The 12,082-nt window shown below is 71.3% G+C and carries 10 protein-coding genes; 3 read left to right on the top strand and 7 right to left on the bottom strand.

Going from position 1 to position 12,082, the window contains the following annotated elements:
* Positions 1 to 32: 32 nt before the first annotated feature.
* Genes AC1DQF_RS13155 through AC1DQF_RS13145 form a run of 3 tightly spaced genes read right to left on the bottom strand, consistent with a single transcriptional unit; the run spans position 33 to position 2,663 of the window.
* A complete protein-coding gene (locus tag AC1DQF_RS13155; protein ID WP_477525670.1) occupies positions 33 to 776 on the bottom strand; it encodes a phosphoadenylyl-sulfate reductase in 744 nt (247 codons plus the stop codon).
* Positions 773 to 946, bottom strand: coding sequence for a hypothetical protein (locus AC1DQF_RS13150; protein WP_477525669.1), 174 nt, complete (start codon positions 944 to 946; stop codon positions 773 to 775). The genes AC1DQF_RS13155 and AC1DQF_RS13150 overlap by 4 nt, the downstream gene beginning before the upstream one ends.
* A 1-nt stretch (position 947) precedes the next feature.
* Entirely contained in the window at positions 948 to 2,663 is a 1,716-nt protein-coding gene (locus AC1DQF_RS13145; RefSeq protein WP_477525668.1) for a nitrite/sulfite reductase, read from the bottom strand.
* A gap of 352 nt (positions 2,664 to 3,015) precedes the next feature.
* Here AC1DQF_RS13145 and AC1DQF_RS13140 point away from each other — a divergent pair, with 352 nt between their 5' ends.
* Positions 3,016 to 4,452, top strand: a complete 1,437-nt coding sequence (locus AC1DQF_RS13140; RefSeq protein ID WP_477525667.1) for a glycine hydroxymethyltransferase — start codon at positions 3,016 to 3,018, stop codon at positions 4,450 to 4,452.
* Between the two features lie 15 nt (positions 4,453 to 4,467).
* On the opposite strand, the gene AC1DQF_RS13135 is transcribed toward AC1DQF_RS13140, so the two are convergent.
* Both AC1DQF_RS13135 and AC1DQF_RS13130 read right to left on the bottom strand, forming a co-directional pair.
* Complete coding sequence (locus tag AC1DQF_RS13135; RefSeq protein ID WP_477525666.1) at positions 4,468 to 5,163, bottom strand: response regulator; 696 nt, start codon at positions 5,161 to 5,163, stop codon at positions 4,468 to 4,470.
* Positions 5,160 to 6,782 (bottom strand): sensor histidine kinase, encoded by a 1,623-nt coding sequence (locus AC1DQF_RS13130; RefSeq protein WP_477525665.1) that lies wholly within the window; start codon positions 6,780 to 6,782, stop codon positions 5,160 to 5,162. Before AC1DQF_RS13130 ends, AC1DQF_RS13135 begins: the two co-directional genes overlap by 4 nt.
* 167 nt (positions 6,783 to 6,949) lie before the next feature.
* Here AC1DQF_RS13130 and AC1DQF_RS13125 point away from each other — a divergent pair, with 167 nt between their 5' ends.
* Complete coding sequence (locus AC1DQF_RS13125) at positions 6,950 to 8,302, top strand: cation:dicarboxylate symporter family transporter (RefSeq protein WP_477525664.1); 1,353 nt, start codon at positions 6,950 to 6,952, stop codon at positions 8,300 to 8,302.
* Between the two features lie 100 nt (positions 8,303 to 8,402).
* Here AC1DQF_RS13125 and AC1DQF_RS13120 read toward each other — a convergent pair whose 3' ends face one another.
* Entirely contained in the window at positions 8,403 to 9,290 is an 888-nt protein-coding gene (locus tag AC1DQF_RS13120; RefSeq protein ID WP_477525663.1) for a DUF559 domain-containing protein, read from the bottom strand.
* Between the two features lie 164 nt (positions 9,291 to 9,454).
* A complete protein-coding gene (gene glgA, locus AC1DQF_RS13115) occupies positions 9,455 to 10,645 on the bottom strand; it encodes a glycogen synthase (RefSeq protein WP_477525662.1) in 1,191 nt (396 codons plus the stop codon).
* 63 nt (positions 10,646 to 10,708) lie between these two features.
* Here glgA and glgC point away from each other — a divergent pair, with 63 nt between their 5' ends.
* A complete protein-coding gene (glgC, locus tag AC1DQF_RS13110; protein ID WP_477525661.1) occupies positions 10,709 to 11,962 on the top strand; it encodes a glucose-1-phosphate adenylyltransferase in 1,254 nt (417 codons plus the stop codon).
* Positions 11,963 to 12,082 lie beyond the last annotated feature (120 nt).

The raw sequence follows: 12,082 nt of genomic DNA, 5'->3' as shown, positions 1-12,082 counted from the left end.
GTTGTCGCCCGTGCTGAGAAGATCGAGGAGCCTCATGCGTGGATCCCGCACTCGGTCTTGGTGGTGCCGGCCCAGCGACCGCTGCGCGGGTCGTCGCCGGGGGCGACGCGCCGGGTGCAGGGCCAGCACCCGATGGACGGGTACCCGTCGTGCACCAGCGGGTTGACCAGGACGCCGTGGTCGAGGATGTACTGCTCGACCTGCTCGTCGGTCCAGCGCGCCATGGGCGACACCTTGACCTTCTGCTTCTTGGCGTCCCAGCCGACGACGGGCGCGATCACGCGGTTGTGCGTCTCGGCCCGGCGCAACCCGGTGGCCCAGGCGTCGTACTCGCCGAGGGTGTCGGCCAGCGGGGTGACCTTGCGCAGCGCGCAGCACAGGTCAGGGTCCGACTTGTAGAGGTCCTTGCCGTACTGCTGGTCCTGCTCGGCGACGGTGAGGGAGGTGCTCACGGTGCGCAGGGTGACCGGCAGCGTCGCCTCGACGGCGTCACGGGTGCCGATCGTCTCGACGAAGTGGTAGCCCGTGTCGAGGAAGACGACGTCGATGCCGGGCGCGACCGTCGAGGCCAGGTGCGCGAGGACGGCGTCGCCCATCGAGGAGGTGATGCAGAAGCGCTCGCCGAACGTCGCGACGGCCCACTCGATGATGTTCTCGGCCGGCGCCAGCTCGAGCTCGGCGCCCACGTGGGAGACCAGCTCGCGCAGCTCCTCGGGGGTGCGGCCGTCGGTGTGGGTGCCCTTGAACTCGCGGGCGGCCTGGGTGGACAGGCTCATCGGGCACCTCCTCCGCTGTTGTCGGTCCGGCTGCTGTCGGGTCGGGTGAGGCCGAGGTACTTCACGGAGAAGGCACGCAGGCACGACCGGCACTCCCACCCGTCCTCCAGCGGCCACAGGGTGGTCTCGCCGCAGTAGGGGCAGTGCTGGGCGACCGCGCGCTCACTCACGTCAGACCGCCTCCGCGGCCTTCTCGCCGCGCAGGTGGACCTCGTCGGCCCGGGCGGCCCAGGTCGCGAACGACTCGCCGTCCGTGCGGTYGGCGAGGTACGCCGTCACCACGTTGGTCACGTAGTCGTCCAGGTCGACGCTGGTCACCTTGTGCGCGCGCAGCTTGCGACCGAAGTTGGCCTGCAGGCCCAGCGCGCCGCCGAGGTGCACCTGGAAGCCCTCCACCTGGTTGCCGTCCTCGTCGAGGACGAGCTGCCCCTTGAGGCCTATGTCGGCGACCTGGGTGCGGGCGCAGGCGTTGGGGCAGCCGTTGACGTTGATGGAGATGGGGGTGTCGAGCTCGGGGAAGCGCTTCTCCAGCTCGGTGACGAGCAGGCGGGCGCGCTCCTTGGTGTCGACGATGGCCAGCTTGCAGAACTCGATGCCGGTGCAGGCCATGGTGCTGCGTCGCCAGTTGCTGGGGCGGGCGGTGAGGCCGATCTTCTCCAGGCCGTCGGCGAAGGCCGCGGTGTCGGCCGCGTCCACGCCGAGGACCACCAGCTTCTGGTACGCCGTGAGGCGAGCGCCCAGCGCGCCGTACTGCTCGACGAGATCAGCCAGGGCGGTGAGAGTGGTCCCGTCGATGCGGCCGACCACGGGGGCGGCGCCGACGTAGAACTTGCCGTCCTTCTGCTCGTGGATGCCGATGTGGTCGCCCTGGGAGACCGGGGTCGCGGGGGAGGGGCAGTCGACCAGCTGGCGCTCGAGGTACTCGGTCTCCAGCACCTCGCGGAACTTCTCCACGCCCCAGTCCGCCACCAGGAACTTGAGCCGCGCCTTGGAGCGCAGGCGGCGGTAGCCGTAGTCGCGGAAGATCGACGCGACGCCCTCCCAGGCGTCGGCCACCTCGTCCAACGGGATCCACACGCCCAGCTTCTGGGCGAGCATCGGGTTGGTCGACAGCCCGCCGCCGACCCACAGGTCGAAGCCGGGGCCGTGCTCGGGGTGGACGGTGCCGACGAAGGAGATGTCGTTGACCTCGGGGGCCACGTCGTGGCTGGGATGCCCGGTGAGGGCGGTCTTGAACTTGCGCGGCAGGTTGGAGAACTCGGGGTTGCCGATCGCGCGGGCCTTGATCTCCGCGAGCGCCGAGGAGCCGTCGATGATCTCGTCCTTGGCGATGCCGGCCACCGGCGAGCCCAGGAAGGGGCGCGGCGAGTCGCCGCACGCCTCGATGGTGATGAGGCCGACCGACTCGAGGCGCTCCCAGATGGCCGGGACGCTCTCGACCTCGATCCAGTGGTACTGGATGTTGTTGCGGTCGGTGATGTCGGCGGTGTTGCGCCCGTACGTCGTCGACGTCTCGCCCAGCGCACGCAGCTGCTCGGGGCCGAGCACCTGGCCGTCGGTGCGCACGCGCATCATGAAGAAGCGGTCATCGAGCTCCTCCTCCTCGAGCATGGCGGTCTTGCCGCCGTCGAAGCCGGGGGCGCGCTGCGTGTAGAGCCCCATCCAGCGGAAGCGGCCGCGCAGGTCGGCCGGGTCGATGGAGTCGAAGCCGCGTTTGGAGTAGATGTTCTCGATGCGGGCCCGGACGTTGAGGGGGTTGTCGTCCTTCTTGTTCTGCTCGTTCTTGTTGAGCGGCTCGGAGTAGCCGAGGGCCCACTGGCCCTCGCCGCGCTTGCGGCGGGCGGGCTTGACCGGCGAGCCGGAGGGAGCAGTCGGGGTGCTGGTCACGAGGTCGTGTCCTTCTTCGCTGAGGGCCGCGCGCGACGGTGGGCGCGGATGTGCAGGGGGGCGGCGTGGTTCAGCGGTGCCAACACATCATGCTGCCGGTGCGCCCGAGGTCGACGTGGCGTCGAACCACGAGGAACTGGTGCGTGACAGCAAGACTCATGTCAAGGAGTCTCAAGCCCCGGACACCCTCACCACAAGACGAAATCTCATCATGAGAGACGAGCCTCCACATAGTGAGACGGCATGGGCGGTTCCACGCGGGATCGCGGGTCAGGTGCGGCCCACGTCACACTCCGTCGAGCACGCGGACACGGGGCGGCCCGGCGTCGTCGGGCCCTCTAGGCTGTGCCACATGACGGACTCCCTCATCAGCAGCGCGTACACCCAGGCCCTCGAGGTGATCGGCGCCGTCGAGCCGCGGATCGCCGACGCGACGCGCCAGGAGCTGGCCGACCAGCGAGGTTCGCTCAAGCTCATCGCCTCGGAGAACTACGCCTCGCCGGCGGTGCTGCTCACCATGGGCACCTGGCTCTCCGACAAGTACGCCGAGGGCACCGTCGGGCACCGCTTCTACGCCGGCTGCCAGAACGTCGACACCGTCGAGTCGCTGGCCGCCGAGCACGCGCGCGAGCTGTTCGGCGCGCCGTACGCCTATGTCCAGCCGCACTCGGGCATCGACGCCAACCTGGTCGCCTTCTGGTCGATCCTGGCCAACCGTGTGGAGACGCCCGCGCTGCAGAAGCTGCAGGCCAAGAACGTCAACGAGCTGTCCGAGGCCGACTGGGAGACGCTGCGCCACGAGCTGGGCAACCAGCGGCTGCTGGGCATGAGCCTGGACGCCGGCGGCCACCTGACCCACGGGTTCCGCCCCAACATCAGCGGCAAGATGTTCCACCAGCAGCAGTACGGCACCGACCCGGAGACGGGCCTGCTGGACTACGACGCCGTCGCCGCCAAGGCGCGCGAGTTCAAGCCGCTCGTGCTGGTGGCCGGCTACTCGGCGTACCCCCGTCGCGTGAACTTCGCGACGATGCGCGAGATCGCCGACGAGGTCGGCGCCGTGCTGATGGTCGACATGGCGCACTTCGCCGGTCTGGTGGCCGGCAAGGTCTTCACGGGCGACGAGGACCCCGTCCCGCACGCGCACATCACCACCACCACGACCCACAAGTCCCTGCGCGGCCCTCGCGGCGGGATGGTGCTGGCCCAGGAGGAGTTCGCCGCCGACGTCGACCGCGGCTGCCCGATGGTGCTCGGTGGCCCGCTGTCGCACGTCATGGCCGCCAAGGCGGTCGCCTTCGCCGAGGCCCGCCAGAGCTCGTTCCGCGCCTACGCCCAGCAGATCGCCGACAACGCCCAGTCCCTGGCCGACGGCTTCCTCAAGCGCGACGCCCGTCTGGTCACCGGCGGCACCGACAACCACCTCGTCCTGCTCGACGTGTCGGGCTTCGGCCTGACCGGGCGCCAGGCCGAGTCGGCGCTGCTCGACGCCGGCGTCGTCACCAACCGCAACTCGATCCCGGGCGACCCCAACGGGGCCTGGTACACCTCCGGCATCCGCCTCGGCACCCCGGCGCTCACCACCCGCGGCTTCGGCCACGACGAGTTCGACACGGTGGCCGAGCTCATCGTCGACGTGCTCAGCAACACCGAGGCCGGCACCACCAAGGCCGGTGGCCCGTCCAAGGCGTCGTACGTCCTCGGCGACGGCGTGGCCGAGCGGACCAAGGCCGCGAGCGGCGAGATGCTCGACAAGCACCCGCTCTACCCCGGGCTGRTCCTCGGCTGAGCACCGGAGGTCGCGTCAGCGGCGCCAGCGGTAGGCGACCTGCGGGCGACCGCCGCCGCCGTACCGGGGTGAGCGCTCCACCTGGCCCTGGTCGGCGAGGTGCTCGAGGTAGCGCCGGGCGGTGACCCGCGAGGCGCCGACCACGGCGCCGACCTCGGTCGCCGACAGGCCCTCCGATGCGTCCGGGTCGCGCAGCGCCTCGGTGATCTGGCGCAGCGTCTCGCGACCGAGGCCCTTGGGCAGCTCCGCGGCACCGGATCGGGTGCGCAGGGCGCCGAAGACCTGGTCGACCTCGTCCTGCACGACGTCGTCGTCGATGCCCGCCAGCTGCGCCCGGTACGCGGCGTAGTGCTCCAGCTTGGAGCGGAACATGGCGTACGAGAACGGCTTAAGCAGGTAGAGCACGACACCCTGGGTGACCGCGCGGCGAACGACCTCGGTGTCCCGCGCCGACGTCACGGCGATCACGTCGCACAGGTGTCCGGCGGCGCGCAGCCGGTGGAGCAGGGCCAGGCCGTGGCCGTCGGGGAGGTGCATGTCGAGCAGCACCAGATCGACCGCGGAGTCCTGGCCGAGGTGTCGCAACGCCTCCGCGGCCGACCGCACCACGCCGGCGAGCTCGAAGCCGTCCACCCGGCGGACGTACTCGGCGTGTGCCTCCGCGGCCAGCTCCTCGTCCTCCACCACGAGCACGCGGACGTCGGCGCTCACCGGGTCGCCCCGGGGTGGTCAGCGGGGTGGGCTGCGGGGTGGGCTCCGGGCAKGGTGACGGTGAACCTCGCGCCGCCGAGGTCGGAGGCCTCGACCTCGACCGACCCGCCGTGCAGGCGCGCGACCTGGCCGACGAGGGCGAGGCCGATGCCGCGACCACCGCTGGCCTTGGACGACCAGCCGCGTTCGAGGACCCGCTCCGCGTCCTCGGTCCGGACGCCGGTCCCGCTGTCCTCCACGACGACGGTGACACCCTCGGCGTCGCCCTCCACGTGCACCAGGATCCGGCGCTCCGACTGCTCGCTGACGGCGTCCATCGCGTTGTCGACGAGGTTGCCCAGGACGGTGACCAGCTCGCGCGGTCGCACGGTGAGCTCGTCGGCGACCACCTCGCCGTCCACCACGAGGTCGATGCCCCGCTCGGCGGCCTCGGCGGTCTTGCCCAGGAGCAGTGCGGCGAGCACCGGCTCCTGGACCGCGCCGACGACCTGGTCGGCGAGCTCCTGGGCGAAGCGCAGCTCCTCGGTGGCGAAGTCGACGGCCCGCTCGGAGCGGCCCATCTCGATGAGGGAGACCACGGTGTGCAGGCGGTTGGCGGCCTCGTGGTTCTGGGCGCGCAGCGACTCGGTGAGCCCGCGGACCACGTCGAGCTCCCCGGTCACCGACTGGAGCTCCGTGCGGTCGCGCAGGGTCACCACGGCGCCCACCTCGTCGCCCTCCCAGAAGGCGGGGGCCGAGCTGATCAGCAGGACGTGCTCGCCGAGGACGTAGATCGTGTCCGGCTGGGGGGAGTCGCTGGCCGCCGCGGCGACCAGTCCCGGCGGCAGCCCGAGGTCCGCGAGCGACTGCCCCACGACGTCCTCGGGCAGCTCCAGGAGCCGGCGGGCCTCGTCGTTGACGAGCTGCACCTGACCCCGGGTGTCCACCAGCACGAGTCCCTCGCGCACGGCGGCGAGCACGGCCCGGTAGTACTCGTACATCCGGGTGATCTCCCGCTCGCCGAGGCCGTGCGTCTGGCGCCGCAGCCGCCGGCTGATCAGCCACGCGCCGCACAGGCCGACCGCGAGCGCGCCGAGACCCGCGACCAGGATCCCTGGCAGGTCGTGCCGCAGCTGCTCGTCGACCCGGGTGAGGGTGATGCCGACGGACACGAGCGCGACGACCCGGCCGTCGTCGAGGACCGGGACGACGGAGCGGATCGAGCGCCCCAGCGTGCCGACGTACTCCTGGGTGAAGACCTCACCGCGCGGTGCGCCGCCGAGGTCTCCCACGAACTTCTTGCCGATGAGCGACGTCGTCGGGTGGGTGTAGCGCCGCCGGTCCAGGCCCATGATCACGACGAAGTCCACCGCGGTGTCGGCGCGCACCGCCTCGGCGAAGGGCTGCAGCGTCGCGGTGGGGTCCGGGGTGTCGAGCGCCTCGGTCACGGCGGGGGAGTCGGCGACCGCGACCGCCACCGTCACGGCCTCGTCGCGCGCCGAGTCGCGGGTGTCGCGGCGGGCGTCGAGGGCCGCGAGGGCAGTTGCGGTGACCACCAGGACGAGCACGACCAGCACCTGGAGCAGCAGGATCTGGCGAGCGACCGGGCTCTCCCGACGTAGCGCCGCGGAGGGGGGCATGCGGGCATTGTGCCGCACTGCTCGCCGGGTACGACCGCGTACCGACGCCGTGCATCGCGCCCGCGTGAACTCAACGACCACAAGGGTGACGGCCGTCACAAGGCGCCACAGGATGTGGCGCAGGGCACAGGCCCGCACTCATCCAGCAGCACGTAGTCGGAGGAACCATGAGCACGACCACCCAAGGGACGACGGTCAAGCGCGACCGCACCCACTACCTGTACATCGCGGTGATCGTCGCCGTGGTCCTGGGGGCCGTCGTCGGCCTCGTCTTTCCCGAGTTCGCCGTGGGCCTGAAGTGGATCGGAACCACGTTCGTGGCCCTCATCAAGATGATGATCCAGCCGGTCATCTTCTGCACCCTGGTGCTGGGCGTCGGGTCCGTGCGCAGTGCGGCCAGCGTCGGCAAGGTCGGTGGCCTCGCGCTCGCCTACTTCCTGATCATGTCGACCGTCGCCCTCGGCATCGGCATGCTCGTCGGCAACCTCATCGACCCGGGCGAGGGCCTCAACCTCTCCGACGACGTGGCGGGTGTCGGCCAGGAGCAGGCCGCGGCGGCRCACGGCTCGACCACCGAGTTCATCACCGGCATCGTCCCCGACTCGATGCTGTCGGCGCTGACCTCGGGTGAGGTGCTCCAGACCCTCCTGGTCGCGCTGCTCGTCGGGTTCGCGCTGCAGTCGATGGGTCGCGCCGGCCGGCCGATCCTCACCGGCATCGGTCACCTCCAGCGCCTGGTCTTCCGGGTGCTGTCGATGATCATGTGGGCCGCCCCGGTCGGTGCCTTCGCCGCCATCGCGGCCGTCGTCGGCGAGACCGGGGTGGACGCGCTCAAGAGCCTCGCGACCATCATGGTGGCCTTCTACATCACGTGCTTCCTGTTCGTGTTCCTCGTGCTCGGCACCATCCTCAAGCTGGTCACCGGCGTCAACATCCTCAGCCTCTTCAAGTACCTCGGCCGCGAGTTCCTGTTGATCGTCTCCACCTCCTCCTCCGAGTCGGCGCTGCCGCGCCTCATCGCGAAGATGAACCACGCCGGCGTCGCGAAGACCACCGTGGGCGTCGTCGTCCCGACCGGCTACTCGTTCAACCTCGACGGCACCGCGATCTACCTGACGATGGCCTCGATCTTCATCGCCGACGCGCTCGACAAGCCGCTCAGCATCGGCGAGCAGCTCTCGCTCCTGCTGTTCATGATCATCGCCTCCAAGGGCGCCGCCGGTGTCACCGGCGCCGGCCTGGCCACCCTGGCCGGCGGCCTGTCCTCGCACCGCCCCGAGCTGCTCGACGGCGTCGGCCTCATCGTCGGCATCGACCGCTTCATGTCCGAGGCCCGCGCGGTGACCAACTTCGCCGGCAACTCGGTGGCGACGATCCTGATCGGTCAGTGGACCGACACCCTCGACCGCCCCCAGCTCGACCGGGTGCTGGCCGGGGAGGACCCCTTCGACGAGACCACGATGGTCGACGACCACGACACGGACGCCTACGAGCCCGAGCCGGCGCCCGCAGCCCGGTAGCCCCGCACCACGCAGCACCCGGACGCGCAGGGACCGCCGGTCAACCGGTGGTCCCTGCGCTCCGTGGACACGCGGACCTTGCGTGCCGGGCGAGGGACACTCAGGCGGCGACGGGCCAGGCGCGGCGGTCCAATGTCCGCGCGTCCACGCCGACCGCGCGGACGAGCACGGCGCGCACCCACTCGGGTCGGAACATCACGTCCTCCCAGGTGAAGCGCAGCACGGTCCACCCGTCGGCGACCAGCAGCGTGTAGCGCCGGACGTCCTTGCGGAACCCGGCCCGGTTCCCGTGCCACTCGAAGGACTCGCACTCGACCACGAGGCGCCGATCGACGTCCACCAGGTCGGGGCGCGCCCAGCACGTGGGCGACGAGATGACGACCTGCGGTTCGACACGGTGCCCCGGCACCGTGTGGCAGATCGCGCGAGTGACGGACTCGAAGGGGTTGGCGGCATCGGCGCGGGCCTCCAGCCCGATGCGCCGAGCCTCCGCCTGGCCTCGTCCCACCACCGCTGCCGCGGCGCGCCGGAGGGTCGCCAGCTCGCCGTGGCGCAGCGCCGAGTCCGCGATCACCAGTGCTTCGTCGTCGGGCAGCAGCCGCAGGCACTGGGTCAGGGTCAGCTCACGACTGGTTGCTCCGTCGGCGATGTCGTCGACGACCAGGTCGCCGCGGTGGACGACCACCTGGTCGCGCCACTTGGCGGGGATGTTGCGCTTGCGGGGGAAGATCACGTGCGGCTTCTCGGGTACTGCCTTCACCTCCCACCCGTGGTGGAGCGCGGCACTGGTGAGCCCGAGCACACCGTTGGCGCCGTGGGCCACCCTCGCCGCGGCGTCCACGGTCGGCAGCGCGTAGCGACCGTGCCCCGCCCGGGTGATGGTCCCGTGCTCCAGCGCACGATCGACCTCGGTCCGGCTCGTCGCCCGGATCAGCGCGGCACGGGTCGAGAGCCCTCCCGAGCGCTCGATCGCGGTGACCACGTCCACCGGGTCAGCATGCTCGGTGTCGCGGGACCTCCGTGCGCGTCATCCACAGGCGCGGAGACGCGCGGACCATGGTCACCTGGTCGGCGAGCGCCCCGGGGCGAGGTCCGGGTCGGAGGCGACCAATGTCCGCGTGTCTGCGCCGCCGCACGGCGACACCGCGAGCGTCAGGCGCCGACGGAGCGGTAGAAGTCGAGCGTCCGGCCGGCGATCGCACCCCAGCTGAAGGCCTCCTGCGCGCGGGCCCGGCCGGCGACGCCGTACGCACGGGCGCGCCCGGGGTCGCTCACGGCGTCGTTGAGCGCCGCCGCCAGGTCGGCGACGTACTGCTCGGGGGCGAGCGGGGTCCCGGTGCCGTCGGTGGCCTGCTCGATCGGCACGAGCCACCCGGTCTCCCCATGCCGCACCACCTCGGGGATGCCTCCCGTCGCGGTCGCGACCACCGCGGTCTCGCACGCCATGGCCTCGAGGTTGACGATGCCGAGCGGCTCGTAGATCGACGGGCAGGCGAAGACGGTCGCCTGGCTCAGCAGGGCGACGACGTCGGCGCGGGGGAGCATCTCCTCGATCCAGACGACGCCGTCGCGTCCGGCCGCGAGGCCGTCGACGAGGCTGCGCACCTCGGCGGCGATCTCGGGAGTGTCCGGGGCGCCGGCGCACAGGATCAGCTGGACGTCCGGCGGCAGCTCGGCCACCGCCCGCAGGAACAGCGGGAGGCCCTTCTGCCGGGTGATCCGGCCGACGAAGATCACGCTGCGCCGGTCGGGGTCCACCCCGAGCGCGCGGACCCGGTCGGCGTCGGAGACCGGGGACCACAGGTCGGTGTCGATGCCGTTGTGGATCACCGTCACCTTGGCGGGGTCGACGTCGGGATAGCTGCGCAGGACGTCGTCGCGCATGGCGGCGCTGACCGCGATGATGCCGGCGGCACCGTCGTACGCCGTCCGCTCCACCCAGCTGGACAACGCGTAGCCGCCGCCGAGCTGCTCGGCCTTCCACGGCCGCATCGGCTCCAGGGAGTGGGCGCTGACCACGTGCGGGATGCCGTGCATGAGGCCGGCGAGGTGCCCGGCCATGTTGGCGTACCAGGTGTGCGAGTGCACGAGGTCCGCGCCGGCGCAGTCGTCGACCATGGCCAGGTCGACGCCCAGGGTCTTGATGGCGCCGTTGGCCGCCGCGAGCGAGGAGGGCTCGGCGTACGCCGTCGTGCCGGCCTCGTCGCGCGGCGCACCGAAGCAGCGCACCTGCGTGTCGACCCCCGGCTGCGCCCGGAGGGCGCGGACCAGCTCGGCCACGTGGACGCCGGCACCGCCGTAGACCTCGGGCGGGTACTCCTTGCTCAGCACGTCGATTCGCATGAGCGGGAACTTACTCCGGCGTTTGGGTCGACCGCGCCGTCCGTGCCCCACTAGTTTCGGGGCATGAGTGCCACACCCGCCCGCAAGAAGATCCTCGCCATCGTCCTTGCCGGCGGTGAGGGCAAGCGGCTGATGCCGCTCACCGCGGACCGTGCCAAGCCGGCGGTGCCGTTCGGTGGCATCTACCGCCTCATCGACTTCGCCCTGTCCAACGTCGTCAACTCCGGCTACCTCAAGGTCGTCGTGCTGACGCAGTACAAGTCGCACAGCCTCGACCGGCACGTGACGACGACGTGGCGGATGTCCAACCTGCTCGGCAACTACGTGACACCGGTCCCGGCCCAGCAGCGCGTGGGCAAGCGGTGGTACCTCGGCAGCGCCGACGCGATCTACCAGTCGCTCAACCTGCTCACCGACGAGCAGCCGGACATCGTGGTCGTCGTCGGAGCCGACCACGTCTACCGGATGGACTTCTCCCAGATGGTGGCCGACCACGTCGAGTCGGGCGCCGGCTGCACGGTGGCCGCGATCCGCCAGCCGATCGGGCTGGCCGACCAGTTCGGCGTCATCGACGTCGACCCCACCAACCCGCAGCGCATCCGCGCGTTCCTGGAGAAGCCCACCGACCCCGTCGGCCTGCCCGACTCGCCGGACGAGGTGCTGGCGAGCATGGGCAACTACGTCTTCACCGCCGACGCCCTGCGGGACGCGGTCACACGCGACGCCGAGCTCGAGCAGTCCAAGCACGACATGGGCGGCGACATCGTGCCGTGGTTCGTCGACACGTCCGAGTCCTCGGTCTACGACTACAAGGACAACACGGTGCCCGGCTCGACCGACCGCGACCGCGGCTACTGGCGCGACGTGGGGACGATGCGCTCCTACTACGAGGCCCACATGGACCTGGTGTCGCCCCTGCCGGTCTTCAACCTCTACAACTCGGCCTGGCCGATCTACACCAGCTACGGTCCGCACCCGCCGGCCAAGCTGGTCTCCGGAGCCAGCGGCGGTGGCCCGTCGACGTTCAACTCGATCCTGTCTCCCGGCGTGGTGGTGAGCGGCGGCACCGTCAACCAGTCGGTGCTCTCGCCCGCGGTCTGGGTCAAGGACGGCGCCGAGGTGTCCGACTCCGTGCTCATGGACGGTGTCCATGTCGGCGAGGGCGCGATCGTGCGCAACGCCATCCTCGACAAGGGCGTCATCGTGCCGCCGGGCGTCCGGATCGGGGTGGACGCCGACGAGGACCGGGCGCGCGGGTTCGTCGTCGAGGACGGTCTCACCGTGCTGGCCAAGCAGCAGCGCATCGACGAGGCCTAGCGGCGACGCTCAACCGAGGGCGCGGCGTCGCTCGCGCAGGTGCGCGAGCTCCACGTCGTTGCGGCACGCCGCGATGGCCTGGTCGTACGCCGCCCGCGCAGCCACCGCGTCGCCCTGCCG

It is taken from the genome of Nocardioides sp. P4_G4 (genome assembly GCF_056401085.1).
This window is presented reverse-complemented; position numbering and strand designations above follow the sequence as displayed.

Excerpts from the sequence above, each read along its gene's own strand:
- glgA (WP_477525662.1), bottom strand. The coding sequence starts at position 10,645 with ATGCGAATCGACGTGCTGAGCAAGGAGTACCCGCCCGAGGTCTACGGC.
- glgC (WP_477525661.1), top strand. The coding sequence starts at position 10,709 with ATGAGTGCCACACCCGCCCGCAAGAAGATCCTCGCCATCGTCCTTGCC.
- AC1DQF_RS13155 (WP_477525670.1), bottom strand. The coding sequence starts at position 776 with ATGAGCCTGTCCACCCAGGCCGCCCGCGAGTTCAAGGGCACCCACACC.